27 protein-coding genes and 1 tRNA gene are annotated in these 26,225 nt (G+C 52.1%); 13 read left to right on the forward strand and 15 right to left on the reverse strand.

The genetic code is table 11. The features are described 5' to 3' along the window. The first annotated feature begins 94 nt into the window (after nucleotides 1-94). Nucleotides 95-259, forward strand: a complete 165-nt coding sequence (locus CA264_RS21865; RefSeq protein ID WP_157593690.1) for a hypothetical protein — start codon at nucleotides 95-97, stop codon at nucleotides 257-259. After that, the gene (locus tag CA264_RS10470) at nucleotides 249-647 is read left to right on the forward strand and encodes a hypothetical protein (protein ID WP_025606950.1); all 399 of its coding nucleotides are present in this window, start codon (nucleotides 249-251) and stop codon (nucleotides 645-647) included. Before CA264_RS21865 ends, CA264_RS10470 begins: the two co-directional genes overlap by 11 nt. A 68-nt stretch (nucleotides 648-715) precedes the next feature. Here CA264_RS10470 and CA264_RS10475 read toward each other — a convergent pair whose 3' ends face one another. Together CA264_RS10475 and CA264_RS10480 are read right to left on the reverse strand one after the other, a co-directional pair. Beyond that, nucleotides 716-2,068, reverse strand: a complete 1,353-nt coding sequence (locus CA264_RS10475; RefSeq protein WP_025606952.1) for a DUF3987 domain-containing protein — start codon at nucleotides 2,066-2,068, stop codon at nucleotides 716-718. Between the two features lie 107 nt (nucleotides 2,069-2,175). Further along, entirely contained in the window at nucleotides 2,176-2,907 is a 732-nt protein-coding gene (locus CA264_RS10480) for a hypothetical protein (RefSeq protein ID WP_025606953.1), read from the reverse strand. Between the two features lie 231 nt (nucleotides 2,908-3,138). Between CA264_RS10480 and CA264_RS10485 the strand changes: the two genes are divergently transcribed. Next, on the forward strand, nucleotides 3,139-3,765 hold the full coding sequence (locus CA264_RS10485) for a recombinase family protein (RefSeq protein ID WP_025606955.1): 627 nt from the start codon (nucleotides 3,139-3,141) through the stop codon (nucleotides 3,763-3,765). Nucleotides 3,766-3,882: 117 nt separating this feature from the next. Here the strand turns inward: CA264_RS10485 and CA264_RS10490 are convergent, their stop codons facing one another. Then, on the reverse strand, nucleotides 3,883-4,875 hold the full coding sequence (locus tag CA264_RS10490) for a LysR family transcriptional regulator (RefSeq protein ID WP_237151103.1): 993 nt from the start codon (nucleotides 4,873-4,875) through the stop codon (nucleotides 3,883-3,885). Here CA264_RS10490 and CA264_RS22495 point away from each other — a divergent pair. Next, a complete protein-coding gene (locus tag CA264_RS22495) occupies nucleotides 4,875-5,129 on the forward strand; it encodes a CBU_0592 family membrane protein (protein WP_025606957.1) in 255 nt (84 codons plus the stop codon). The genes CA264_RS10490 and CA264_RS22495 overlap by 1 nt on opposite strands. A gap of 94 nt (nucleotides 5,130-5,223) precedes the next feature. Continuing rightward, nucleotides 5,224-5,751, forward strand: a complete 528-nt coding sequence (locus tag CA264_RS10500; RefSeq protein ID WP_025606959.1) for a GNAT family N-acetyltransferase — start codon at nucleotides 5,224-5,226, stop codon at nucleotides 5,749-5,751. 379 nt (nucleotides 5,752-6,130) lie between these two features. Here CA264_RS10500 and CA264_RS10505 read toward each other — a convergent pair whose 3' ends face one another. Beyond that, nucleotides 6,131-6,460, reverse strand: a complete 330-nt coding sequence (locus tag CA264_RS10505) for a hypothetical protein (protein ID WP_025606961.1) — start codon at nucleotides 6,458-6,460, stop codon at nucleotides 6,131-6,133. Between the two features lie 308 nt (nucleotides 6,461-6,768). Then, nucleotides 6,769-6,842: transfer RNA gene (locus CA264_RS10510), tRNA-Arg, on the reverse strand. Between the two features lie 153 nt (nucleotides 6,843-6,995). Here CA264_RS10510 and CA264_RS10515 point away from each other — a divergent pair. After that, nucleotides 6,996-7,412, forward strand: coding sequence for an organic hydroperoxide resistance protein (locus CA264_RS10515; RefSeq protein WP_025606963.1), 417 nt, complete (start codon nucleotides 6,996-6,998; stop codon nucleotides 7,410-7,412). A 101-nt stretch (nucleotides 7,413-7,513) separates the two neighbouring features. Here CA264_RS10515 and sucC read toward each other — a convergent pair whose 3' ends face one another. After that, complete coding sequence (sucC, locus tag CA264_RS10520; RefSeq protein ID WP_025606965.1) at nucleotides 7,514-8,710, reverse strand: ADP-forming succinate--CoA ligase subunit beta; 1,197 nt, start codon at nucleotides 8,708-8,710, stop codon at nucleotides 7,514-7,516. A gap of 180 nt (nucleotides 8,711-8,890) precedes the next feature. On the opposite strand from sucC, the gene CA264_RS10525 reads away from it, so the two are divergent. From CA264_RS10525 to CA264_RS10535, 3 genes are all read left to right on the forward strand, one after another. Continuing rightward, a complete protein-coding gene (locus CA264_RS10525) occupies nucleotides 8,891-9,979 on the forward strand; it encodes an AI-2E family transporter (RefSeq protein WP_025606967.1) in 1,089 nt (362 codons plus the stop codon). An 80-nt stretch (nucleotides 9,980-10,059) separates the two neighbouring features. Continuing rightward, nucleotides 10,060-11,235 (forward strand): AI-2E family transporter, encoded by a 1,176-nt coding sequence (locus CA264_RS10530; RefSeq protein WP_025606969.1) that lies wholly within the window; start codon nucleotides 10,060-10,062, stop codon nucleotides 11,233-11,235. 86 nt (nucleotides 11,236-11,321) lie between these two features. Beyond that, nucleotides 11,322-11,975, forward strand: a complete 654-nt coding sequence (locus CA264_RS10535; RefSeq protein ID WP_025606971.1) for an ABC transporter ATP-binding protein — start codon at nucleotides 11,322-11,324, stop codon at nucleotides 11,973-11,975. 286 nt (nucleotides 11,976-12,261) lie between these two features. Here the strand turns inward: CA264_RS10535 and CA264_RS10540 are convergent, their stop codons facing one another. From CA264_RS10540 to CA264_RS10560, 5 genes are all read right to left on the reverse strand, one after another. After that, complete coding sequence (locus CA264_RS10540) at nucleotides 12,262-12,846, reverse strand: nucleotidyltransferase family protein (RefSeq protein ID WP_025606973.1); 585 nt, start codon at nucleotides 12,844-12,846, stop codon at nucleotides 12,262-12,264. Further along, complete coding sequence (locus CA264_RS10545; RefSeq protein ID WP_025606975.1) at nucleotides 12,843-14,033, reverse strand: XdhC family protein; 1,191 nt, start codon at nucleotides 14,031-14,033, stop codon at nucleotides 12,843-12,845. The genes CA264_RS10540 and CA264_RS10545 overlap by 4 nt, the downstream gene beginning before the upstream one ends. Nucleotides 14,034-14,131: 98 nt before the next feature. Continuing rightward, nucleotides 14,132-16,351: a xanthine dehydrogenase family protein molybdopterin-binding subunit gene (locus CA264_RS10550; protein ID WP_025606978.1), complete on the reverse strand. Its 2,220-nt coding sequence runs from the start codon at nucleotides 16,349-16,351 to the stop codon at nucleotides 14,132-14,134. Beyond that, nucleotides 16,348-17,343 (reverse strand): FAD binding domain-containing protein, encoded by a 996-nt coding sequence (locus tag CA264_RS10555; RefSeq protein ID WP_025606980.1) that lies wholly within the window; start codon nucleotides 17,341-17,343, stop codon nucleotides 16,348-16,350. Before CA264_RS10555 ends, CA264_RS10550 begins: the two co-directional genes overlap by 4 nt. Continuing rightward, nucleotides 17,340-17,840, reverse strand: a complete 501-nt coding sequence (locus CA264_RS10560) for a (2Fe-2S)-binding protein (protein ID WP_025606982.1) — start codon at nucleotides 17,838-17,840, stop codon at nucleotides 17,340-17,342. The genes CA264_RS10555 and CA264_RS10560 overlap by 4 nt, the downstream gene beginning before the upstream one ends. A gap of 332 nt (nucleotides 17,841-18,172) precedes the next feature. Between CA264_RS10560 and CA264_RS10565 the strand changes: the two genes are divergently transcribed. From CA264_RS10565 to CA264_RS10575, 3 genes are read left to right on the forward strand one after another with little or no spacing between them, the layout of a single operon-like run. After that, nucleotides 18,173-18,931 carry a sulfite exporter TauE/SafE family protein gene (locus CA264_RS10565; RefSeq protein WP_025606985.1) on the forward strand — a complete coding sequence of 253 codons (759 nt, stop codon included), beginning with the start codon at nucleotides 18,173-18,175 and terminating at the stop codon, nucleotides 18,929-18,931. A 12-nt stretch (nucleotides 18,932-18,943) separates the two neighbouring features. After that, entirely contained in the window at nucleotides 18,944-19,186 is a 243-nt protein-coding gene (moaD, locus tag CA264_RS10570; RefSeq protein WP_025606987.1) for a molybdopterin converting factor subunit 1, read from the forward strand. Nucleotides 19,187-19,198: 12 nt separating this feature from the next. After that, on the forward strand, nucleotides 19,199-19,615 hold the full coding sequence (locus CA264_RS10575) for a molybdenum cofactor biosynthesis protein MoaE (protein WP_025606989.1): 417 nt from the start codon (nucleotides 19,199-19,201) through the stop codon (nucleotides 19,613-19,615). Between the two features lie 319 nt (nucleotides 19,616-19,934). Here CA264_RS10575 and CA264_RS22100 read toward each other — a convergent pair whose 3' ends face one another. The 4 genes from CA264_RS22100 to moaA all read right to left on the reverse strand — a co-directional run bounded on the left by CA264_RS22100 (nucleotide 19,935) and on the right by moaA (nucleotide 23,860). After that, the gene (locus tag CA264_RS22100) at nucleotides 19,935-21,116 is read right to left on the reverse strand and encodes an NTP transferase domain-containing protein (protein WP_025606991.1); all 1,182 of its coding nucleotides are present in this window, start codon (nucleotides 21,114-21,116) and stop codon (nucleotides 19,935-19,937) included. Next, on the reverse strand, nucleotides 21,097-21,573 hold the full coding sequence (gene moaC, locus CA264_RS10585) for a cyclic pyranopterin monophosphate synthase MoaC (RefSeq protein WP_025606993.1): 477 nt from the start codon (nucleotides 21,571-21,573) through the stop codon (nucleotides 21,097-21,099). Before moaC ends, CA264_RS22100 begins: the two co-directional genes overlap by 20 nt. A 16-nt stretch (nucleotides 21,574-21,589) precedes the next feature. Continuing rightward, nucleotides 21,590-22,798: a molybdopterin molybdotransferase MoeA gene (locus CA264_RS10590; RefSeq protein WP_025606994.1), complete on the reverse strand. Its 1,209-nt coding sequence runs from the start codon at nucleotides 22,796-22,798 to the stop codon at nucleotides 21,590-21,592. 72 nt (nucleotides 22,799-22,870) lie between these two features. Further along, entirely contained in the window at nucleotides 22,871-23,860 is a 990-nt protein-coding gene (moaA, locus tag CA264_RS10595; protein ID WP_025606995.1) for a GTP 3',8-cyclase MoaA, read from the reverse strand. 1,010 nt (nucleotides 23,861-24,870) lie between these two features. Between moaA and CA264_RS10600 the strand changes: the two genes are divergently transcribed. Continuing rightward, entirely contained in the window at nucleotides 24,871-26,178 is a 1,308-nt protein-coding gene (locus tag CA264_RS10600; protein WP_025606997.1) for a multicopper oxidase family protein, read from the forward strand. Nucleotides 26,179-26,225 lie beyond the last annotated feature (47 nt).

Raw genomic sequence — 26,225 nt, forward strand, 5'->3', positions numbered from 1 at the left:
GTGTTTCTGTTTTAAAGTATATATCAGAATGGTCTTCTTTGGTAGAGAAGGAGAGAAGTGCCTTTTTCAGATATATAATTAAAAGAACACGACCATGAAGACAGTTACCGTTAAGATTAGTGAAGATGTAAATCATCAGCTTGATTTGCTTAAAATTATTGCATCGAGGAAGTATAACGCCCGCTTCAGCAAAGGAAAGCTTATAGCCATTTCGCTTAAAACATTGAACAAACTATTAGCTGAGAAAGATGAACAGTAGTGGCTACCAAAATCCTATCATCTTTAACCTGGATAAAGATGCTTATGAGTTAGACGTTCCTGCTCCACTAAGAGTCTACACTAAGGGTGGGGTTTATGAAGTAATTCCAAGTGGCATAATTGAAGAGAAGACAAACCTCTATCATTGCATCACCAGTGCAGAGGACTACGATTACGTTCTGGAGCAGTTTGTGAAAAATCAAATGCACGTCTTCTATTCATCCCTAAAGGTGTTGGTGCTGTACTTCGACCAGGAACTGGCTCTACATGCTACCATGCCATTGAGGGTGAATGTTGACAGGCTTCAGGAAAAAGTATCTCGTCATGGCGTAACCTATGAGGTGAACAGAAGAGTTCAGGCTTACCACGACTGGCTGATGGGAAAGTGAGTTGGAAGTTGGAAGTGGAAGCAAAAAGCCTTACTTCCACTTCCATTCCTCCATACTCTTTCATAGCGTTAGCTTGCGAACTTCTTCAGCCTACTTTTTGCCTCTTGTGTTAACAGGTTTGGAAACATTTTGATGGCTTTGCTTACATCTCTTTCGTGTGCAATCCCTGCTGCTTTTATTGATTTGTAGGACTCGCCACTATTGAACAAACCGATTAAGCTGATGGGGTCGACTTTCTTAGAGTTAGCTTTGGCTGGTGTTACCATTTGCTGGTGTGCCATAATCGAGGACTGAAGAAAGTATTTAGTAAGCTTTATAGCCCCTTCCACAGCCCTTAGACCTATTGATTTCTTATTATCTTCTCCTGCTGCCCAATACATCAACTGTAAAATTAGAGCAAAGCGTAAGCTGTACAGTTCCATCTTGCCCATGATTTCCCTTTCCAAATCATCTCCCCCTGCAGCAACTTGTGAAAAATGCACTCTCCAAGTTTCATAATGCCTAAAAGCTACAGGGTCGAAACCAAGTGCTGTAGGTTCAGGATTCCCATGTTGATTAATACAAGTTTTCAGGTTCAGTAAGTTGTCTATAATGTTGTAATATTCTTGTTTTACTGAATTGCTTACACTTTTGTAAGCTACTGCTCCTGTACTTTCAGGGAAGGCATAAAGAAATCTTATGCTGAACCCACTCTCCATTCCCATGTTTTTCGTAAAAGCTTCCAATTGTTTAGGCTGGGTTGTCCCGAAAATATTCAGGAATGGTGTATATATCTTTTGATGTCCTCTTGTTTTCGTACTATAGGCATACCAGCTATTTTTCCAGCACTTTAGTAGGTCACCTTTCATATCCCCATTCACATTTCTGATTAAGCTTGCAATTTCATCTTTGAAGAAAGTGACAGACCTGCGGTTATACATTAATGCATCTCCGAACGCTTGTGGAGTTGTTTTGTCAATCAACGCCTGTTCAAGTTTTGGCTCCTTGGGTTTAGCAAAGCCCATTTGTTGCCTTTCCCTCGGCTTAAGTGATTTCCAGTAGAGTAGTTCTTGTTCATACTCAGTGTATTTTATGCTATACTCAGTCTCAAGTTTAACCTGATAATTGCTGATTACCCTTAAACCTTCTTCAGCGATATCTGACTTAGCAGTGCTTGGTGGTCCAACAAGTACACCATATAACGAGGGGGAAGCATCCATTATACCTACTGCTTTATAGGTGTTTCCGATTGCAGATGAAGCAGCCATAAGTGCAGACAAGCCAGAGTGGTTTTTAGACCATCCACGACAGTTCTTATGCTGCTGGATATAATCATTAACAGCCTGGGGGAATACATTGCAAGGAAGAACAATTGATAAGTTCTGTTGGCTAACTGCCGCAGCCTTGGCAGCAGTAGCTGGTGTTTGATTGTTGTTTGTCATGAATTTTGTTTTTAAAATTTTGATGATGCAAAGTTCATGACTTTTGGCTGCGGCAGAAAGATTGAAAAAGTAGCTACTTTTTTAAAGTATTGTTAGTCTGTGTTTTGTTAATTGTTTGTTTCAATGGAAGCTTCGCTAAGCTTTTGTTTTAACCGTTCAACAGTGTGGGGCTTCAGAACACCATCATTCCTTATTTGTGAAAGTTGAGTTGATAATGCTGTGATAGGTTTATAAACGCCTCCCTGTTCAAACATCACATGCTTTTCAATGAATTTTAGAACATCACTGCTGTTAACATTCTTTATGAACCCTGCACTTTCGAGCAACAGAAACAAAGTGGCAACCTCTTTCTTCTTTAGGTTGAATTGCAGCTTCAGGTCTATGCTGTTGCTTACCTCTCCTTTCTCTGTTTCAAGTTCGGCAATTATCTCTTCAACATGTGTTTGTGCTTGGTCTATGTAGCTTTCCTGCAAGTCAGTCATGGTGTTGAAGAAATCAATCTTATCCTGAGGTACAGGATTCTTATTTGTAAGTACTTTGTTCTGTTGCTCTGTTCTTATAAGCTGGAACTGTCCGTTTAATTGCTCACATCTGTTTCGGAGGTTTACAAGCATGGTCTTAGGGTGGCGCACTTCTTCCAAGTCTGTGTTCAACTCTTCTGTGAATTGGCTAAGAAGTTTGTTTAGGTAGTCCTCAAACTCTTCTTCTTTTCCTGGACTGTAGTCGTTATAGTATATTTCCGAGACTTCACCATCAAATGCACCGTGATTCATTATGTGGACATCCAACTTTGGGAGTTCACTGAAGAAAATGTCTTTGAAAGATTTCTTTTTGGTCATAGATTTTTAAATGAATATAGTTTATGCACTGGAAGTAGAACTGATTTACCGCACTTCCTCTTCCACACGCTAATTTACTTTTTAAATCAATTAACCTTTAAAATTGCTCCTGAAAAAAGGTCGCTCCTAAAACATCGCCAAAACCTGGTATATCCTGAAATTTAGATATAGATTTACTCCTATGATAGCACTTGCTAAATTGGGAGTAAAAGTGGTTTGTAAACTAACATTATGAAATCAGTTATCTATACACGGGTAAGTTCGCAAGGACAGGGGCTGTCACGGCAAATTAATGACATAAAAAAAGTAGAAGGCTTTGAGGTAGTTAAAGTGTTCTCAGAAAAAGTTTCTGGATTCTCTGTTAAGATGGAAGACAGAAAACAGTTGCAGGCTATGCTGAGGTATGTTACCGAGAACCCTGATATCAAGGTTATACAGGTGCATGAAATTAGTCGATTAGGGAGAAATACCTTTGAGACGCTGGCTTTGCTCAAAAAATTTGAAGAGCAGCGAATAATGCTTTACATACACAACCTAAACATTACCTTAAATGCGGGCAATCCCAAAGATGATATCTTCAGTAAGCTAATTGTAACTATCGTTTCCGACCTTGCACGTCTGGAATCAGAGCAGCTTTCCGCTCGTATCAGAAGCGGTATCCAAGAGCGGAAGCGGCAGGGCTTGCATACAGGCAGGTTGGTCGGCACAATCGAGAGCAAAGAGAAGTTTCTTGCTAAGCATAAGGACATTCAGAAGTACTTGGTTCAAGGTATGAGTTATTCTGAAATTAAAAGGTTGTGCCGATGCGGTATGAGTACTATTAGTAAGGTCAAAGAACATCTTGCAGAAAAAGCTTAGTTGCTTTAACGGCTGTTTTCTTACCTGATATATACACAAAATATCCCTTCATGATTGCACCGAATACCTTAGCTGTAAACTTAGAAGCACAGTTCTTTTGGTGCCATCAAGCCTTCTTTACTTACTCCCCACAAGATATTTATTGGCAACTTCCAATACTTGGTGAAGTATGTTCTTCAATACAGGGCTATTGTCATTTTTTCGCCACACCACGAAAAGGTTCATACTATAATGCAGTGGTATAAAACGAACGTTGGGTAGTGCGCTAAATGAGTAAGAATATGGTAGTATTGTTACGCCAAGCCCTTTTGAAACCAGCCCGAGACTCATTCCACCAAAGTCCGTTTCAATGTAGACCTTAGGGGTAAACTTATAATCTTCAAAAATCTGTCGGAGGTTCGATGTATAAACAGAGTTCTGAGTCAGGTCTGACAGGATGAATTTTTCGTTCTTTAAATCATTAAATCCTGTAAAATTCTGCTCAGTCAGGTGATGGTCTGATGGCACGACAAGCGCAAAAGGTTCTGAGTAAAGGCACTTGGACTGTAAGGCAGGGTTTTCAGCAGGGTCACGCCTGAATGCCATGTCCATCTTATAGTCAAGTAAAAGCTGCTCAAAGCTGATGTCAGTCGGCTCGACCAACTCCACCTTCAACTCAGGTAGAGAGAGTGCGATGCTGGAAATTAAATCTGGCATGAAGCTGTAGATTATAGAACCAGGATAACCGATTCTTACAGTGCCGAATGCTCCCTCATGTATTTTTCTCGCCTGCATGTGGATGCGGTTTATCTCATCCAGCAGGGGTAGCCACTGGTCTCTTAAAAACGCACCTGCTTCAGTCAGTTTCACGCTACGTTTGCTTCTTTCGAAAAGCTTTACGCCAAGTTCCTCTTCCAATGCTTTAATCTGCCTGCTGAGTGCTGACTGTGTGATATAAATCCTCTCAGCCGTTTTCCAAAAGTGCAGTTCCTGCGCCAGTGCCAGAAAGTTCTTTATTTGTTGAATTTCCATTTGCTCTGATTCCTCTTTCTCATTAATTAAGCAAATATTAGCATTTTTATACCCAAGTGCACATGCTTTCTTTGCAGCAACAGTAAATGTGTTACGCAATGGTATCAATACATAAGTATACAAGGGAAGCGATAGGTTGGGCAAGCGCAGTGTTCTCGCTTTCGGCTTTCACTCTGAATAGTATGGGATTCATCAGTGGTCAGTCGGTTGAGTATTTAGGAATGAACATAATCGGCTGTTTTTTGATGATTCTGTACGCAGTATCCAAGAAGGCACATGCAAGTTGGGTGCTGAACACTATTTTTCTGTTAGTCGCTGTAATTGCATTAGTTCGGGCTTATGTGATAGGGTGATTATTCAAGCACACTGCTTCATGTCTGACAGTTACATAATGGGTGGAAGATGTAAACTCAGGTGCTATTAATACGAACTACAATCATAAAAATCATGGAAAATATAAGCATAAGAAAGGTAACCCTTAAGGATATCGACCAATTGCAAAAGATTGGCAGGCAAACTTTCTATGAAACTTTTTCGGCAGGGAATACAGAGGAAAACATGAAAAAGTATCTGGAAGAAGGATTTTCAACAGAAAAGGTAACTGCTGAACTCAATAACGAAAACTCAGAGTTCTACTTTGCATCAATTGATGATTTTGTAATCGGATATCTGAAAATAAACTTTGGACTGTCTCAAACTGAGTTGAAAGATGACAAAGCCCTTGAGATAGAGCGAATCTATGTGTTAAGTGAATATCATGGAAAACGTATTGGGCAATTGCTTTATGAAAAGGCAATGCAGATTGCTAAACAGTCAAATGCCGACTATATCTGGTTAGGTGTGTGGGAAGAAAATCCAAGAGCAATTAGCTTTTACAAGAAGAATGGCTTTGTGGAGTTTGATAAGCACATCTTCAAATTAGGAGATGATGAGCAGACAGATATAATGATGAAGCTTCAGTTGAATGACAGATAAAAGAGAAAAAAGCCAGCTTTCTTAAACGATTAATATTAAACACAGGAATATGGTACTTCCTCATCGATGGATATGCAGCGAATTTTGTAAAGTGGAGACCAGTTTATCCAGCGACCCCATCAAAATAACGGACACCCGTTGTTGCAGCAGAGCTATATGAACTGTAGCTGTAGTTTTCGGGAACGGGAACTGCTACCAAATTTGCAGGTTACATGGAGGGAGCGTTTAATTATGCAATCAAGGTGGCTGAAAAGTTTTAAGCAGAAATTAGGTAGTAGAGCCGATTTGTAGCTACCATGTAAACAATACATAACAACAGAATTCAGGATTTAAAACAAAAAGTCTGCTTCCGAAAAGCAGACTTTTTGTTTTATAGGTATTAGTCATATAGCACCGCAGCAATCTTTTCTTTTCTGCGTCCTTTCATCCAGGTTTTAAATCCGCTGAGCGAGTTTCCTAAGCCCAAGCTTATGCTCGTGCCTAATGGAGTATCAAGTTGCTCCTGGCTTTTGATTTCGTCTATTAACCAAGCTTCTGTAATGACATCAGCTTTGTGAAGAAGGTGGTATTCGGTATATGAAATTAGTCCGAAACCCTGTTCATGACACTCGTTCAAGTACAACCTGAATAGCCTATCAAATTCTAAATCATTAGATGCATTATCTACTTGTTGTAGTTCTTCAAAATTATCTTCGTATTTACTTTTCATGATTTATAAAGTTTAAGTACAAGCATTATAAACCAGAAAAGCGTTTTGTTTTAAATCAGCAGCATCTTTTTATCACAGCGGATATATTAGAACCCATGGTTGTAGATTGAATTGATGAATAATCATTATCTTTATACAAGACACTATACCTTCTAAATAGAATATTTCTAAGTATGAGGAAGGAAACACTATACAACAACACACACTTACTATACAACATTTAGACGATTTGTTGTATAGTAAGCTAATTGCTGCAAGATATCTTATTGATTTTAAACTTGTTAGCGATGGATTTTCTAACAAAAAAGCACACCCGAGAGGATTCGAACCCCTAACCCTCGGAGCCGAAATCCGATATTCTATCCAGTTGAACTACGGGTGCATTGGTATGCAAAAATAGAAAGTAAACGCACAAAACGAAACATCTGCCCTAAAAAATCCCCACAATCTTGCGCCAATAGGAGATGAGCAAAACATTCGGGCTGATACATGAGTTAACTTATGTATAGAAGCGAACCATGAAGCACTGATAACTATGAAGAAACTGTATACAGCGGTGGTAACTGCAACCGGCGGCCGCAGAGGGCAGGTTAAGTCCGACGACGGCGTAATCGACATGAAGCTTAGCTTGCCGGAAGGCTTAGGCGGGCAAGGCGGCAACACAAACCCGGAACAGCTTTTTGCTGCAGGCTACGCTGCCTGCTTTCAGAGTGCCTTGCTGGTTGTAGCCGGCAAGCACCATGAGCGGCTCGACCCCGCCTCTACCGTAGCGGCCCATGTGGACCTCAACCAAAAAGAGGATGGCGGCTACGCGCTGAGCGTAAAGCTAAGCGTGGAACTCAAGGGCGTTGACAAAGAGAAGGCGAGACAGATGGTGGATGAGGCGCACCAGATTTGCCCCTACTCCATCGGTACACGCGGCAATGTAGAGGTGGAGCTGGAGGTGGTTTAGCACAGCAACCTGGCACACCCAATACCTTGCCGATAAAGTATAAAAGCAAAGGGGCTGCCATGTGTGGCAGCCCCTTTGCTTTTATGATACGATGCTGTGGATTAAGCGCCGGCTAATACCTGCTTCACTTTCTCAGCAGCTTCTTTCAGTACTACGGCAGAGTAAACCTTCAGGCCAGACTCGTCGATGATCTTGGCACCCTCCTCGGCATTCGTACCTTGCAGGCGAACAATGATCGGAACATTGATGTCACCAATGTTTTTGTAGGCTTCCACCACACCGTTGGCAACTCTATCGCAACGCACGATACCACCAAAGATGTTGATCAGGATCGCCTTCACGTTCGGGTCCTTCAGGATGATGCGGAAACCAGCCTCAACCGTCTGTGCGTTTGCCCCACCCCCTACGTCGAGGAAGTTAGCAGGCTCACCGCCAGAAAGCTTGATGATATCCATCGTTGCCATAGCCAGACCTGCACCGTTTACCATACAGCCTACGTTACCGTCAAGCTTCACGTAGTTCAGGTGGTGCTCGCCAGCCTCAACCTCCAAAGGATCCTCCTCCGAGATATCACGCAGGGCAGCCAGGTTCTTGTGGCGGAACAGCGCGTTATCGTCTAAGTCTACCTTCGCATCAACAGCGAGAATCTTGTTATCTGAAGTCTTCAGCACAGGGTTGATCTCGAACATAGAAGAGTCGGTGTCAACGTATGCTTTGTACAGGTTCGTTACGAATTTCACCATCTCCTTGAAAGCCTCGCCCTCTAAGCCGAAGGCAAAAGCGATCTTGCGAGCCTGGAAGCCCTGCAGCCCTACGGCCGGGTCAATCCACTCTTTGATGATTTTCTCCGGAGACTTCTCCGCTACCTCCTCAATGTCCATACCACCTTCGGTAGAGGCCATGATCACGTTCTGACCTTTGGCACGGTCCAGCAGGATGCTCAGGTAGTACTCTTTTGGCTCAGAGTCTCCCGGGTAGTACACGTCCTGTGCAACCAGCACCTTCTGTACCAGTTTACCTTCTGGTCCTGTCTGGTGCGTTACCAGTGTCATGCCCAGGATCTGGTCAGCGATCTCTTTTACCTGGTCCAGATTTTTAGCCAGTTTCACACCGCCACCTTTACCACGGCCGCCCGCATGGATCTGAGCCTTGATAACGTGCCAGCCTGTACCGGTTTCCTCAGTCAGTTTCATAGCAGCTTTTACTGCCTGGTCTGGCGTCTCAGCCACGATACCCTCCTGGATACGTACTCCGTAGCTCTTTAAAATTTCTTTAGCCTGATATTCGTGTATGTTCATGCTTTCAGTTTTAATGGACGCACGAAAGTAAGCTTTTATCGCCTTAAATTCAAGTAAAGCGTTTTTAAAATATTTCCGGGATAGCCGCAGCAAAGGGGCTTTCTGCAACGGCTCAGCCCCTAATTCAGTAAGCAGAGGTACCCTTATACTTAATTAGACACGCTTCACTTAAAATATTTGATGCTTGACGTTTATACGTACTCCAAACGCGTAGCCATAACCGCGGCAATTGTGCTGCTGGTGGCGGCCGGCTTTTACATGCTGGCCCGGCACGGCTACTTTTTTCTGCTGGTGTTTGCCGCCATCCTGCTGGCGGTGCTGTTTTGCGGCATCAGCCAGTGGCTGATGGCCAAGCTGAACCTGAAGAGGGGCCTGAGCCTGCTGCTGTCGATCTTGCTGGTGTTTGGCGTAATAGCCACCTCGGTGTACTTCCTGGCACCCACCATTGGCAGGCAGATACAGGAAATGAAAGGGGCCATCCCCCAGGCGGTACAGCAGGTGCAGGACTGGCTGAGCAACTACGGCTGGGGCCAGCGGGTAGCGCAGAGCGTCCCTGACGACATGAGCCAGGTGCTGCCCAAGCAGAAAACGCTTTTCTCCAAGGTATCGCAGGTTTTCTCCACCACGCTGAGCATCATGGCGGATTTCCTGATCGTGCTGATAACAGCCATTTTCCTGGCCGCCAACCCTAAGCTGTACACCGTTGGGCTTACCAAACTCTTTGCCGTCCGGCACCGCTCCCGCGTTATACAGGTGTTGGGGTACTGCTACAACACCCTTAGGATGTGGCTGATGGCCATGCTGCTGGCCATGACCATTATCGGCATCAGTACCGCTATTGCCTTTAACCTGCTGGGGCTGCCACTGCCCTTCGCACTTGCGTTTGTGTCCTTCCTGCTAGCTTTTGTACCAAATGTAGGCCCCGGTATTGCGGCTATACCCATCGGGCTGGTTGGCCTTACGGTAAGCCCGCAAACTGCGCTGTACGCGCTCCTGCTGTACGGTGTCATCCAGTTTGTTGAGAGCTATGTCATCACACCGCTTATCTTCCAGAAAACGGTGGACCTGCCGCCCGCCCTGCTGCTGTTTTTCCAGGTACTGCTAGGTATTCTGGAGGGAGGTTTGGGCCTGTTTCTGGCAGCTCCGCTGCTGGCCGTGCTCATGGTGGTGGTAAAGGAGCTGTATGTGCACGACTTGTTGGAGAAGAAGCCTCTGAACGCCTCCGAAGAGCGTACGGATCCAGGCGCTGGCAGTCTGCCCGCACCCTAAGAACGAACAACGTTAGCGCTTGTGCTCGTATGTAAAGAATATCCTAGTAAGCACCTAACACATTAAACCCACATAAAACTATGAACATCTACAGGTTTGCAAAACGTACTACTGTTGCCGGGCTCATTCTCCTGCTGCTGGCGGCAGGCTTGTACTTTGCAGGGAAGCACCTCTATTTCTTTCTGCTAATTTTTGCAGCTGTGCTGCTGGCCGTGCTGTTTTGCAGCATCACAAACTGGATAACAGCTAAAATCCACATTAACCGTGGCATCAGCCTTTTTCTGGCCGTAGTGCTCGTTTTTGGCTTTATTATTGGCTCGTTTTGGCTGGTTGCCCCCACAGTGGCAGATCAGTTTAAGCAGCTGGGCAGCACTATTCCGCAGGCGGCCAATAAGGTGCAGGATTGGCTGAGCCAGTACGGCTGGGGCAACCAGCTTCTCCAAAAGGTTCCGGATGACCTGTCGGTTTCCAGCCTGATGTCCGGGGAAGAGTCTTCGCTGCTGTCTGGCCAAGGTTCGCTTTTCTCCAAGGTCACAGGCTTTGTCTCCTCTACGTTTAGCTTTTTTGTGGATTTGCTGCTGGTTATTGTGACAGCGCTCTTCTTTGCCGCTTCGCCAAAGCTGTACACCGAAGGGTTCGCCAGTTTGTTTCCGGTACGCAACCAGAACCGCGTGCTGGAAGTGCTGGACAAGTGCTACAGTACACTAAAGGCCTGGATGGTAGCCATGTTGATCTCCATGACCATTGTCGGCGTCTCTACCGCTATTGCTTATAAAATCATAGGCATCCCCATGGCGTATGCGCTTGCGGTTCTGGCCTTTTTCTCAGAGTTCATTCCCAACATCGGACCGTGGCTGGCAGCCGCTCCGGCGGTATTGGTTGGCCTGACACTGGGCACCCAAACCGCAATTATCGTAGCGGCTGTATACCTGGCCATACAGCTTGTAGAAAGCTACTGGATTATTCCGATCGTAATGAAGCGCGCTGTGGAGCTGCCGCCGGCCCTGCTCCTCTTCTTCCAGGTGCTCCTGGGAATAGTGCAGGGAGCCTTAGGACTTCTGTTAGCTGCACCGCTTTTGGCTGTGCTGATGGTGGTCATTCGGGAACTCTGGATCAAGGATGTCATCAAAGCCAAACCCCTGGATGCCGGCCAGGCCCACGTCCACGGACACGGCTCTAACGACCGTGAGGGGACCGGGCACGCCAGGGTAGTAGAAAAAAAGGTCATCCAGAAGCGGTACCCGGGCGAATCTTAAAGCTGTGCATAGAAGTAAATCATTTGTTTTGTAGCTTTGGAGAGATTGTTGTTTTCTAGATCTTATACCATACCCACTGCCACACTGTGCTACAGGTAACGAATATCCATAAGAAATACGGTTCGCTGGAGGTGCTCAAAGGCATCGATCTGTCAATTGCCACTGGCGAGGTGGTGTCTATCGTAGGCGCCTCAGGAGCCGGTAAAAGTACGCTGCTGCACATCCTCGGCACCCTGGACACAGCCGACTCCGGCGAGGTCTTTTTCGATGACAAGAACATCGCCAAAATGAACACGGCCGAGATGGCCCGCTTCCGCAACCGCCACATTGGCTTCATCTTCCAGTTCCATAACCTGCTGCCTGAGTTCACCGCGCTGGAGAACGCCTGCCTGCCCGGCTTTCTGGCGGGCACCCCTGAAAAGGAGGTTCGGAAACGGGCAGAGGAACTCATGCTCATGCTGGGCCTGTCGCACCGCCTGGACCACAAGCCTTCCGAAATGTCGGGCGGAGAGCAGCAGCGAACGGCCGTGGCGCGCGCGCTTATTAACTCGCCCAAAGTCATTTTTGCGGATGAGCCAAGCGGTAACCTCGACTCCAAGAACGCACAGGAGCTTCATGATATCTTCTTCCGCCTGCGCGATGAGTTCAACCAAACCTTTGTGCTCGTTACGCACAATGAGCAGCTGGCCGATATGGCAGACCGTAAACTTGTGATGAAAGACGGGCAGATTGTGTTGTAAGCCGGGGACTAACAGGCTAAAAAGCTACTGTTACTACGGGAGGCACAGGTTTGCAGTAGATGGAGAGTGCCCCCTATACTTCCGTCATGCTACTCCTCTCCCCATACTTGTACATGGGCTTATAGCTGAGCCAAAAGGACAGAGTCGGAAGTATCGAAGCGCAGATATAACGAAGAAGTTCAGAATTGGAACGGAGTCAGCTGCGTACTTTAATACGAGTTTGACGATAGCTATAAGTGCCAGATGCGGTGCTTGGAAGGACAACGCCAGCGCCCAAGGCCATACTTTATACTTCCGGTGCCAGTAAAGCCGTATAGTCGGCTGCAGTGTCTATGTCCACGGCTCCTTTCGCAAAAGGAATGGCTATAACCTCCTGCTGGTATTGCTGCACTATTTTACGCGCGCCCTGCTGCCCTTGCAGCGCCAGCAGCACCCGAAAAAACCTTTTATGGAACAGCACAGGTGTCCCCAGCACGCCGCTGTAGGCGCTCGCCACAATTTTGCCTTCCTGCTGTGCCTGCACCAGTGCATCCAGCACAGTGGCAGTCGTATACGGCTGGTCACAAACCATAAACACACAGGCCGAGAGGGTGGGCGCTTTGCGGAGCAGGTACTCCAGCCCACAGCGAACAGAGGAGGCCATCCCTTCTTCCCAATGCTGGTTCTGCACCGTGTGTACCTGGCTGTCGCTCAAGTAAGGCAGCAGGGACGGCGCATTGGCTCCCACCACAACCACCACAGGCACACACACAGATTCTACAGCGGCACGTACAGCCCGCTGTAGCAGCGTTTGCCCCTGGTAGGGTAACTGCTGCTTCGGCTCCCCTAAGCGTGTGGAAGCACCTGCCGCCAACAGAACAAGCCCTGTCATAGGCTTGAAAGAGAGCAGCCGCTGTACTTCGTGTGCTCCCGGGCAGCGGCCACCTGCTGCGCAGCACGCGGGTGTATGGTGCCGGGCTTGCTCCGCAAGAAGGTGCCGGACTTTCTGGCGAGCACAGCTTTGATTTCCGCCACTATGGAGAGGGCGATTTCTTCGGGTGTTTCCGCCCCGATGTCGAGCCCAGTGGGGCCGTACACGCTTTCCAGCGCCTGCTCCGGCACCTGTGCTCCCTCCTCCTTTAACTCCCGGAGCATGCGCTCCAGCTTTTTCCTTGGGCCCAGGCTGCCCACGTACGGAAGTTTCAGGGGCAGCAACTGGCGCAGCATCGCCAGATCATAGTTGTAGTTATGCGTCATGAGGAGACACACGGTTTGCTGGTCTGGCACAAGCTGCGCCAGCGCCTCCTCGGGCTTCGCGACAAGTACACGTTGCGCCGCCGGAAACCGCTCTCGCCTGGCGTAGTTGGCGCGCCCGTCAACCACCGTTACCTGCCACCCTAGTATAGATGCTAACTGCGTGAGCGGTACAGCATCGTTGCCGGCCCCAAACACAACCAAAGAAACAGCCGGCTGCAGCAGCTCCACAAAGCCGGTCAGGGTGCCGACTGTGGCTGCATACGCTTTGGTCAGCGACTCCTGCTTCAGCAGCACCTCCTCCGCGTCACCCAGCAGCGCCTTCTGCAACTCTTCGTCGGTGCAGGCACCTTTTACCTCTCCGCTCTCAGGTATAAACAGGCAGGTGCCGGGTTGTGCAGCAGTGCGGCGCTCCAGCGAAAACAGCGTTACCAGCACCGCGGCCTGCCGCTGCCCTAGAAAGGCTTTGAGGAAAGAGATGGGGTTAGCTGCATCGGCTGTGTCAAGCGGCTCAAGAAGCACCTGAATGATACCGTTGCAACCCAGCCCCACCCCCAGTGTGGCATCATCTTCGTCTGTTGTGTCGTAGGTGACGAGCAGGGGCTTCTGCTGCAGCATCGCGAGCCGCGCCTTGCGCAGGGCATCTCCTTCTAGGCAACCGCCACTGATGGCTCCTGTCAGTTGCCCGTCTTCCGTTACCAGCATGCGGGCTCCCGGCCTTCTGTAGGAGGAGCCCGCTACGTGCACCACCGTAGCCAGTGCCGTTTGCTTCCCCTGCTGTTGCGCCACATCATACGCCCGCACAATATCCTGTAGTTCTTTCATTCACAAAGTATCCGTTAGCAAGTATATCCTGCTGTACAAGGCGCTGCCCTGCGCCCACTCCCTCTCGTAAGAGCCTAAACCTCTAAACCTAACTTTCCCTACAGGAGTTTGTCCAGCGTGATTGGCAGCTCCTTCACCCGCTTGCCTGTGGCGTGGAAAACAGCGTTTACAATGGCAGGCGCCACACTCACGATCCCGATTTCGCCCAGGCCCTTCGCCCCAAGCTGGTTCACGATATCATCCTTTTCCTCTACAAAGATTACGTCGATATCGTGCACGTCAGCATTTACCGGAACGTGGTATTTATCCAGGTCATGGTTCATGAAGCGGCCCAGGTTGTTGTCCATCACGGTCTCTTCTTCCGTCGCGGCACCGATGCCCCATACCACACCGCCCAGAATCTGGCTTCGGGCTGTTTTAGGGTTGATAATGCGCCCGCCAGCGATGGCTGTCACCACGCGGGTTACCTTTACAGTGCCCAGTTCCTCATCCACCTTCACCTCTACAAAAGTGGCGGAGTGAGAGTAAGGCGCGTACTTTTCCTGCGCCTCCAACGGTTTATTCGACACTTGCTCCTCAATGGATTTGCCGCCGTTCTGCTCCAGGGCCGCCGCAATGCTTACGCTTCTGGCAGCATCGCCGGAGAGGTATATCTTACCGTCGGCAAACGTTACCTCGTCTAAAGAGGCTCCTGCCAGCGGAGAGTCAGCAACCTGCTGGGCCAGTTTCAACAGCTTTTCCCGTACTTTCTGGCAAACGGCTTTCACCGCAGAGCCAACCGAAGACACGGTCCAGGAGCCACCTTCCAGCGGCGACTTTGGCAGGGAAGAGTCCCCGAGCTTAAAGGTCACGTCCTCAAGCGGCAGGCCGACTGTCTCGGCTGCGATCTGTGTCATGACCGTGTAGGTGCCGGTGCCGATATCGGCGGTGGCGCTGCTAACCGTTAGCTTGCCGTCCGGCTGCAGCACGGCTTTGGCGGCAGCTTCCTGCTGCGCAGCCTCCCAGGCTCCGTGCGCCATTCCCCAACCGATGAGGTTGTGGCCCTCTTTCATGGACCTTGGCTCAGGGTTGCGCTTGCTCCAGCCAAACTTCTCGGCTCCCTGCTGGTAGCAGGCTTTCAGCTCCTTGCTGGAAAAAGGCTTATCCTGGTTCTGGTCTTTCTCCGAATAGTTCTTTAGCCTGAACTCCAGCGGATCTACACCTGCTTCGTAGGCAAGCTCATCCATCGCGCACTCCAGCCCGAAAATACCCGTGGTGCCGCCGGGCGCGCGCATATCCAGGGGCGTGTATACATCCAGCGACACCAGTTTATGGCTGAGCTCCATGTTGTCGCACTTGTAAAGCACGCCGGGCCAGATAATCACATCCTCGCTGTAGTCTTCGAACTTTGATGTCTCGGCAAAGGCATCGTGCTTCACAGACTGGAGCGTACCATCTGCAGCCGCCCCAACGGCAAACTTCTGCACGGTTTTAGGCCGGTGGCCGAAAGAGAACATTTGTTGCCTGGTGAGCACCACCTTTACAGCGCGTTTCAGCTCCCGGGCTGCCAGCACGGCGAGAAACAGCTGGTACTGCGGCCGCAAGCCAGAGCCGAAGGCGCCACCCACAAACGGCGACAGCACATGCACGTCTTCCTTGTCCATGCCAAAGGCACCGCAGATGTACTGTTGGCTGTTTTGCACTCCCTGCACTTTATCATACACCGTGAGTTTACCGTCCTGCCCCCAAACTACCGTTGAGGCGTGCATCTCCATCGGGTTGTGGTGCTCGCTGGGGTGCGCATAGGTGGTCTCGACCTTAACGGCTGCCTTTTCAAAGGCCTCATCCGGTTTGCCGCGAGGGTCTGGCGGCGGCGTGGATTTATACTTCTCGGGCACATAAGCCTCGCTCATGTTCGCCTCGAAGTCCGTATCAAACTCCGCACGCTCATATTCCACTTCTACCAGCATGGCGGCATAGCGTGCCAGCTCAAACGTCTCGGCCACCACCAGGGCGATAGGCTGCATGCTGAATTGTATCTCGCTGTCGTACAGCGGGCGGAACGGGGAGCCTGGCGGGGCATCCTGGTCCTTGTAGTTCTTGTCTCCCCACACATAGCCGGGCCTGTTCTCGTGCGTGAACACCTCCAGCACCCCCTCCAGGGCAAGCGCTTTGCTGGTGTCTATACTTTTGATTTTACCTCTGGCTATGGCGCTGCTTACCACAAAGCCGTGGGCCATGTTATCCGCGTTAAACTCAGCGGCATACTTTGCCTCGCCGGTTACTTTGGCGCGACCGTCTACCCGGTTCGTCGCTTTTCCTATCTGATCTGTTTTCATGCTGCACCCTCCATTTTATAAGCCTGCTCCAGCGCACGAACGATTGCCCGCTTCGCCAGCTCAATTTTAAAGTCATTGTCTCCGTATCCGGTTGCCCCTGCCACATAGGCCTCGGCTACTTTCCGGAAGTTCTCGCGGGTAGCCTGCTGCCCCCGCAGCATTGCTTCGGCCTCGGGCACGCGCCACGGTTTGTGCGCCACACCGCCGAGCGCAATGCGCGCTTCTTTGATGGTCTCGCCATTCAGCTCCAGGGCTGCGGCCACAGACACAAGTGCAAACGCATAAGAGGCCCTGTCGCGGAGCTTGATATAGGTGTAGTGGTCGGCAAAGCCCTTGGCAGGCAGGTCAATGGAGGTAATGATCTCGTCTTCCTTCAGGTTCGTGTCGATGTGCGGCGTGTCTCCGGGCAAGCGGTGAAAGTCGGCAAGCGGAATCATGCGGTCGCCGCCTTTGCCCGTTACGTTCACCTTTGCTTCCAGCGCGGCAAGGGCTACGGCCATGTCGGAGGGGTGCGTGGCAATGCAATGTTCGCTGGTGCCCAGGATGGCCAAGTCGCGGTTGTAGCCGTTGATGGCTGAGCAGCCGGAGCCCGGTTCGCGCTTGTTACAGGGGGTATCGGTATCGTAAAAGTAATAGCAGCGGGTGCGTTGCAGCAGGTTACCGCCATCGGTCGCCATATTGCGCAACTGCCCAGTGGCCCCCGCCAGTATGGCATGCGACAGCAGCGGGTAACGCTGCTCTATCTCCGGGTGGTAGGCGGTGTCGGCGTTGGTGACGAGCGCCCCCAGGCGCAGCCCGCCCTCCTGGTTCTCCTCAATTGTTTTAAGCGCGATATGCGTGATGTCCACCAGGTGCTGCGGGCGCATAACGTCTATTTTCATCAGGTCGAGCAGGTTGGTGCCGCCTGCGATAAACTTGGCCTTCGGGTGGCTGGCCACCTGGTCAACGGCAGCTTCTACCCCATCGGCACGGGTATAGGTAAATGGTCTCATTGGGCTGTGCTCCTTTCCAGTGCTTCCTGCACTACTTTTACAATGTTTACATAGGCTCCGCAGCGGCAGATGTTACCGCTCATCAGATCCCGTATATCGTCCAGGGTTTTGGCTTTCCCCTCGTTTACCAAACCGATCACCGAGCATATTTGCCCCGGCGTACAGTAGCCGCACTGGAAGGCGTCGTGATCGATAAAGCCTTGCTGCACCGGGTGTAGCTCCCCGTCTTTGGCCAGCCCTTCGATGGTTGTGATGTCCTTATCCTCCTGCATGACAGCCAGCGTGAGGCAGGAGTTGATGCGCTTGCCGTCAGCCAGCACTGTGCAGGCGCCGCACTGGCCGTGGTCGCATCCCTTTTTCGTGCCGGTCAGGCCCAGGTGCTCCCGCAGGGCATCCAGTAGCGAAGTCCAGGGAGCGAGTTCCAGCTGCCTTTCAGCGCCGTTGATGCGAAGCGAGACGCGTTGTTTAGGAGGTAATGATGCGGAGTTGTTTTCCATAGCACAAGAGTAAGTTTATGAGACATGATCAGTACAAGGGCTACACATACGGCGTTAGAGGAAGCACATGCTCCACCTGCAGGCACAGCCAGTTTAAGTCTAAAAGCTTACGGGGTTATTCCGCTGAAAGTTGATGCTGATGGGCAAACGGCAGGCAAGGAGGCGGAAACCGATAGGCTAAGAGTGGTCTCCTGCACAGGCCCCAGCCTCAGGGCCGCGCCCACGAAAGTATAAACTCTGAAAAGTACGGCTGCGTAGTGTCATGCAGACGGCCGGCAACAGGCCCGCACCAGGTATAAACACATCACGCCACACACCCTTAACAAAACCGCATGCAGCACTGGGAAATAATCGCACTGTTCTTCTTTATTGCCTTTGTGTACGCTTCTGTAGGGTTTGGCGGCGGCTCCAGTTACCTGGCCATCCTGGCGCTTTACTCCTTCCCCTTTAAAGAGATACGGCTTATTGCCCTGGTCTGCAACATCGTGGTGGTAACGGGCGGCACGATACTCTTCGTCCGGCACGGCCAGGTAAACTGGCGGAAGATCGTACCCCTGGTAGCGGTAAGTGTGCCCCTGGCCTACGCGGGCGCTTCGCTAAGGATCGCGCAACACACTTTTTTTATACTTCTGGGTATCTGCCTGTTACTAGCTGCCGTTTTGTTGTGGATAGGCAACAGGGCGTATACTGAGAAAGACACGCTTGCAGCAGCGAAAAAGCCAGCTTACGTAAAAGACGGAGCGCTGGGCGGCAGCATCGGTTTTCTATCCGGCATGCTGGGTATTGGTGGCGGCATTTTTCTGTCGCCCGTACTTAACCTGGCCCGGTGGGACACCCCGCGGAGAATTGCAGCCACAGCAAGCGTTTTTATACTTGTAAACTCCGTTTCAGGCATTGCAGGGCAGCTCACGCACCTGCCGGCAAGTATAAACTTTGAGCGGATAGGCCTGCTGGCACTGGCCGTGTTTGCGGGAGGCCAGCTGGGTTCGCGCCTGGCTGTTATTAAATTCAACCACCTTGTCATCCGCCGTATGACGGCCGCGCTCATATTTGTGGCCGGTATAGAGGTGCTCTACAAGCACCTGGGTTAAATCAGATCAACTATGAAAGTACATGTTTTAGCGTTTGGTATTGCCAGGGATATTTTCGGGGGTTCCTCGGCAGACGTGGAGGTAAAGGAAGGCGCCACTGTCCAGGAACTGCGTGCAGCCCTGGAGGCAAAGTATCCCCGCCTGAAGCAGCTGACTTCCTTTATGATGGCCGTGAACAACGAGTATGCCACAGGGGAATGTGTGCTGCAGCAGCGCGATGAGGTGGCTGTTATCCCGCCAGTAAGCGGTGGTTAAAGAGAGAAAAGTATGATAGATATAAGATTAACAGAAGCGCCACTGCGCATCGCTGCCTGTATCGAGTGGGTGATGACGCCGGAGAGCGGGGGCATTGATGTATTTGTCGGCACCGTGCGCAACGCCACCCAGGGCAGGCAGGTCCAGCGGCTGGAGTTTGAGGCCTATGCACAGATGGCACGCAACGAGATGACCAAGATCGCAGAGCAGGCTCTGGAGAAATGGCCTCTCCACAAGGTGCTCCTCCACCACCGCACCGGCGTGCTGCAGGTGGGCGAAGTGCCGGTGGTGATTGCTGTTTCCGCTGCCCACCGCGCTGCCGCCTTCGACGCCTGCCGCTACATCATCGACACCCTGAAACAGACCGTACCAATCTGGAAGAAAGAGGTGTTTGAGGATGGGGAAGCCTGGGTGGCGGCACACCCTTAACCCGCCTATACTTGCTCTGCCCATGCCTTAATCGGCAGCAGGGTCAGGCTGCCTGAGCTGCTCTACTGCCGCCTCGCTTACCCGGAGCACAATAAAATACAAGCGACTTGTTTAGGTTGAACGCAGCACTCTGTACCTGGTTCAGCGGCACATGAAGGCCACCGATACGAAACCCCTCACGCTCCTCCGCACGACGCACGTTTGCCAGCACCTCCGGCTTTACAGGAGTGTCCTCAGCTCCTGTGCGCTACTAGTTGGCGCTTCCGCTGCTTCGGGTAGCTGTGTCGAGAACGCCACTTGGCAGCTGTAGCGCAGCAGGTCAGTTTCCATCGGCAAGTACGTTTTTTTGCCCCAGCAGCTGCTTTACCCGCTCTGCATCCTCGGGGGTGTTCACGTTCAGCAGTGCCTGCGGGTATGGAGACTGCAGAAGGCTGATGTCGCTGTTGAGCAGCACCTTTCTGGGGCAGGTGTAGCCCTGTGCCAGGAAGGCCAGCAGCGTCAGGTAGCTTTTCGGCTCCCAGATCGTGATCAGGGGCTCCGGGAAACCGTCCTGCGGACTCTCGAAGGTAGTAGCGTTGGCCGCGGCGTTGCGGTGCTGCACCAGGAAGCGGAGCGTTTCGCTGTGGAGCATCGGGAGGTCACAGGCCACCACCAGCCAGGCCGCCTCCGGCTGCTCCCGGAAAGCGGAAAGGATAGCCCCGTAAGGCCCCAGTCCGGTAAAGGTGTCGGGAATGGTTTTATAGCTTCCGTTCAGCTCCGCCTGTTGCTCCGGGCGGCAGGAGATAAACACCTCCCTGCACTGCTCCTGCAGGAGGTCGGCCGCAAAGTAGCGCTGCTCTTTGCCGTGCCAGGCCATGGCGCCTTTGTCCTGCCCCATGCGTGTACTTTTGCCGCCTGCCAGCACAAGCCCGTTCAGTACCGGCTTTGCCTGCAGCAGCCGCTCCCCGAAGAAGGCACAGATTTCCGCTGTATCCGCCAGCCGCAAAACAGGCACCTGCTGCCATTCGGGCACGGCCTCCCGCACAAAGTCAAAGACTTCATCGGCATTGCCTGCCATTAAAAACAGCTGTACGTTTGTGAGCTGCGCCACCCTTTTCCGCAGCGATTCTTTCTTTACCGCATCTATCACCACCACCTGCGCCTTTGCCTGGTGGTGATTGCCGTTCACCAGCACCAGGTCCGCCTCATTAAAGAGCTGCCTGTACTGAAACGGGTTAGGCTGCACTTTGTAATTGAACTGGCCGTAGTGGATTTCGTCTGTGTACGCCAGTGCCGCCCCGGCCGCCAAACGGCCGGGCAGGTTCACCGCTGCGTCGCCTTCGGCATGCCGTGTATCTACGTAGGCGCACTTGTGCACTGCAGCCAGAGAACTGATTACCGTATCGGCCAGCGCTTTAATTGTATCGCAGGGGGCTCCAAGTATGGCCCACTCCTGCCGCCCGAAACTCCCGTAGCCCGGCCTTTTGATAGTGCTGTGCTTCTTATGCTCTTTTAAAGTCACGCTTCCCTCCTGTCTTCTCTAGTAGCTTTGTTTCCTTTATCACGATGTCGTGGCTGAGTGCTTTGCACATGTCGTACACGGTTAGCGCCGCCACCGAGGCACCTACCAGTGCCTCCATCTCCACGCCCGTTCTGGCCGTGACGCTGGCCGTACAGTCAATCTCTACCTCCTGCTGCTCGTTTACCCGGATGGTAATGTGGCAGTTGTCCAGCCCCAGTGGGTGGCACAGCGGTATAAGGTCGCCTGTTTTCTTGGCCGCCATAATCCCCGCCAAAACCGCTGTCTGGAAAACGGCCCCCTTCTTCGTCTGAATGTCGTTTTCGGCAAACTTCTCCAGCACTTCGGCTGGCAGGGCCACCACACTTCGGGCCGTCGCCGTGCGCTGCGTTACCTGTTTGGCGCTTACGTCCACCATCGTGGCCTGCCCCTTTTCATCGAGGTGTGAAAAATCACTCATATACTTATTGATGCTTCTATGAAAATAACTGTTTAAAAGGCCACGCCCGGTACACTTCTCCGCTGCTAAAGCTGCTTTGCTCCCTCGGCAGCTCCAGAAAGGCATCGGCTTCTACCAGGTTGGCAAAGTCGCCCGAGCCGTTGCCTTCCAGGGGAGTGGCCAGCAGCTGCCCCCTGCCGTTTATACTTAGCCTGACCTGTAAGAAGTACTGCAGTGGCGGGTTAAACGTAAGGTCTGCAGCTAAAACGGCGTGTACTTTCTGCTGCTGTACTTGCCCGGCAGAGGCAAGCAGCCATGGGATAAAGTAGCGGTGCAGGCATACAAAAGTAGAAACAGGGTTGCCGGGCAGGGCGAAGACAAGTGCGCCGGCGGCATGCGTGCCGAACCAGAATGGCTTGCCCGGCTTCTGCCGTACTTTATGGAAGAGCCGGTTCACCTGCAGCTCCTCCAGCACCTGCGGCACGTAGTCGTACTTGCCCATCGACACCCCGCCGCTCAGTATAACGGCATCGTACTGCTGCAGGCACAGCTGCAGCTGCTCCCGCGCGGCCGCCAGGTCGTCTGGAATATGCAGCAGCTCTGCCTGCACACCGTACTTCTCCAGCGCAGCCTTTACCATGTAGCTGTTAGAGCGCCTGATCTGGTAAGGCAGGGGCTGTTCGTGCACTTCCACCAGTTCATCGCCGGTAGAAACCACCACCACCTTTGGCAGCTTCTTCACCGGCAGTTCGGTGGCCCCTACGGCAGCAGCCATACTTACAAGCGCGGGCGTGATAAGCTGGTTGGCCTCCGCCACCACATCGTGCTGCTTTTTGTCTTTGCCTTTCCAGTGGATGTGCTGCCCTTTGTGCACTGCTTCAGTAAGCACGGTCGCCACACCCTGCTGCAGTTCCAGGTCTTCGTAGCGGATGACGGTATCGGCGGTGGCCGGCAGCGCTGCGCCCGTCATGATCTCCACGCACTCCGCAGCATCCTGTAGCTCCACTGGCTGATCGCCGGCGGCTTGCGTGGCGCTGATCGTGAAGGACCTTCTGCCGCTCTCAAAGGCGCTAAAGCGGATCGCGATGCCATCCATAGCCACCCGGTTGTAGGGAGGCAGGTCCCTGTCTGCTTTCAGGTCAGCGGCAAGCAGCCTGCCCAGCGCCTGTTCGAACGGCAGGCGTTCGGTGCCATAGTCCCGGGCCTGCGCCTGGATAATCGCTTCCGCTTCTTCAACTAAAACCATTCGTTTACTTTTTTCTTTTGCGTGTTGCTGCGCTCTGGCTCATAGCGTGTACCATTGGCTGCTGCGCAGGTGTTATCCGCCGATGGTCGCCATGGATGCGCTGAGGGAGCTGATGGCCGCTGCGTTTTTCTCGGCTTCCCACCCGTCTTTTTCCCTGCTGCCGATGGCTTTGGTCAGGGTCTGCTGCAGCACAGCCTCGCCTGTACCGGCACGCATCAGATCCCGCACATTGAGCACGCCATCGCCGTAGAGGCAGGTCTTTAAAACGCCCTGCGGGGTGAGCCGAAGCCGGTTGCAGGACCCACAGAAAGAGCGCGTGTAGGCCGCTATGATGCCTACGTTGCCTTTGTGGCCGGGGATACGGTAGTGGTAAGCGGTGGAGTTTGCCGGGTCCGGCACTTTCTGGATGCCCGGAAAGTCCTCCCTGATCGCCTCCAGTATGCGGAAGTGGTCCCAGGGCAGGTGCGTGTTATGGTCTCCGCTCCCGTTAAAGGGCATTTCCTCAATAAAGCGCACGCTAACCGGAAGCTCCTTCGTCAGTTCTACCAGCGGCTTGATGTCCTGCACGTTCTTACCGTCCATCACAACCGTATTTAGCTTTACCGGTAGCTCATGCTGCAGCAGCGCCTCCAGCGTGTGCATCACGTCCGGCAGCACATCGCGGCGGGTAATGGCAAAGAAGCGGTTCCGGTCCAGCGTGTCGAGGCTCAGGTTAACCGAATGGATACCGATTTTCTTCAGCTCGGGCACAAGGGGCGCCGTGAGCACGCCGTTGGTGGTGATGGATACCTGCTCCAGCCCCGGCAGCTTCGTCAGGTCTGACAGAAAGCGCATCATGCCCTTCCGCACAAACGGCTCGCCCCCGGTAATACGTACTTTGTCCACGCCCATTTTCACCAGCACGGAGCAAATCTGGAGCATCTCCTCATAGGTCATCAGCTCCTTGCGCTGCAGCCATTCGTTGCCGTGCTCCGGCATACAGTAAAAGCAGCGCAGGTTGCACCTGTCGGTCACAGCCAGCCTTAAGTAATTTACGCGTCTTCCGTGGTTATCAATCAGCACTATCGGTCGTTTCAGTTATGGATTTGTTTTACATACGCCCCCTGCGCAGGGCTATTTAGTACGGGGCTGGCGGCAGAAGGATAAGCGGGAGACGACAGAAGAGGCAACTCTCCGGAGCTCCCCCCGGGCCGGCCGCTGGTCTGGGGATACCGGAGCAGCGGCACGCGCCTATACCTTGCAGTAGCCCTGCCTGCCCCTGTACAATGACAGCTTTTGTATCTAGCGGAAAGGTTAAATTACTTCACCCATTCGCTCTTCGTCAGGGAGAGAAGGCTTTGCCAACAGCCCCCGCAAGCGCTCCATGTGCACCGTCGTTTCCGCTGCCCGGTCTTCCTGCACAATGGCTAGTTCACAGCTGCGCTTGATGCACACGACACCTACCGCCAGTTGAGGTACCTGTTGCTATCACCCTGAGGCTGGTACTCAGCATAAGCTCCCAGACCACCAGCCCCTGTCTACGCACCTGTGCGGGCATAGTTAAACTATAGCCGCACACTCTTCCTGGCATCCGCAAAAACAATTATGTAAAGCAGTGGCAAGTATAAATACGCACGCTGGCCTGCCACTGCCTGTAGCGGCTAGCGCCATAGTTTAATCCCCTACAAACGCTAGGTTGGCAACGCAGGGAGGATGTCTATTTTCTCACACCCAAAGGAAAGGCAAAGTGCAGAACCGTAAACAGAGGCCAGAAAACTCATTCGCACAAAAGGAAGACCAGCCAAAGACAGCGTTCGATGTATGAGCTAGCGCATCGGCAAAAGGGCTTAAAAGCGCTTGCCCATACTTTAGCAATGCGTTTAACTGTGCTGAAAGAGAAGCCTTCCCGGAGTTGATTAACAGCAAGGGCATGAGCCACCAGCTCTCCACCGATAAGCAGGCTTACTCTGTTGCCAACCCGATCGGGGTGGAAATGGCACTCGGAAAAACTTGTAACTCATCCCGAAAATGATGTAACGGCAGCTCCTGCCTGACCCGTTAGCTTTGCTCCTGTAACCAACACGGCCACAAATATGAAAACGGAAGCACCCACGACCCCTGCAATTACACAAACCGGCGAAAGACACCTTTCTTTTGAGCTGGTAGCCCGGCAAAGCCACATCATGCTGCACGGAAAGCCGGCATCCGTGCTGACCTACAATAACAGCTTTCCCGGCCCTTTACTAGAGCTGCAGGAGGGCGACCATGTCAGTGTGCACTTTACCAACCAGCTAACGGCACCATCTAACCTGCACCTGCACGGCATATCTATGTCGCCGGAGGAGGATAAGCCCCACCAGGTAGTGGCCCCCGGAGAAAGCCTCTCGTACGCGTTTACCGCACAGGCGGGCAGCGCCGGCATGTATTGGTACCACCCGCACGCCCACGGTAGCGTTACGCGGCAACTCTTCGAAGGGCTATCCGGGCCCATCATTATCCGGGGAGAGGCCGACAAGCTGCCTGCCCTTGCCTCCGCCACCGAGAAAGTGCTCGTGCTGCACGACATCCAGCTGGAGAACGGCCATGTGGCACCGCACACCGGCATGGACTGGGGAAGGGGCAAGGAGGGCAACCTTGTGCTGGTGAACGGGGAGAAAATGCCGGAGATGCAGGTGCCGACGGGGCTTCTGCGGCTACGGGTGCTGAACGCCTCATCGGCACGTTACTACCACCTGGGCATCCCCGGCAAGCAGCTGCACGTTATCGGCATGGACGGGAGCTTCCTGGAAAAACCTGTGGCCAAGGAAACCCTGCTGCTGGCACCGGGGGAGAGAGCCGATATGTTGGTTGAGGCGATGGAAGCCGCTCCCCTGGCACTTCTGAACATGCCCTACAGCAGAACTCCCGCCGGGCCAAGCACCGACACCCCAGCCGGCGGGGCCATACTCGCTACCTTTGCCGTACAGGGTGCGCCAGCCCAAGTCGAACTGCCTGGCAAGCTGGTGGAAATACCGGCGCTGGACCTGACCACGGCGGCGGCTCACAAAACGCTTACTTTCGGGGCCACCATGCAGCCACTGCAGTTCACCATCGACGGCAAAACCTTTGACCATTGCCGCACCGACCTGACTGCCCGCGCAGGCACCCTGGAGGTGTGGGACATTGTGAACCCGATGGCAATGGACCACCCGTTCCACCTGCACACCTTCCCGTTCCAAGTAATCGCTGTAAACGGCGAGGCGGTGCCCTACCGTGCCTGGAAAGACGTGGTGAACGTACCGGCCAACGGCTCCGTGCGCATCGCCATTCCGTTCGAAGGATTCACGGGCAAGGTAATGTACCACTGCCACATTCTGGAGCACGAGGACCTGGGCATGATGGGGAACCTGGAAGTGCTGTAGCCACCGGAACTTAAAGTATAAATCCTGCACCGGCAGTATGCTGGCTG

The sequence above is a fragment of the Pontibacter actiniarum genome (assembly GCF_003585765.1).
GTDB lineage: Bacteria > Bacteroidota > Bacteroidia > Cytophagales > Hymenobacteraceae > Pontibacter > Pontibacter actiniarum.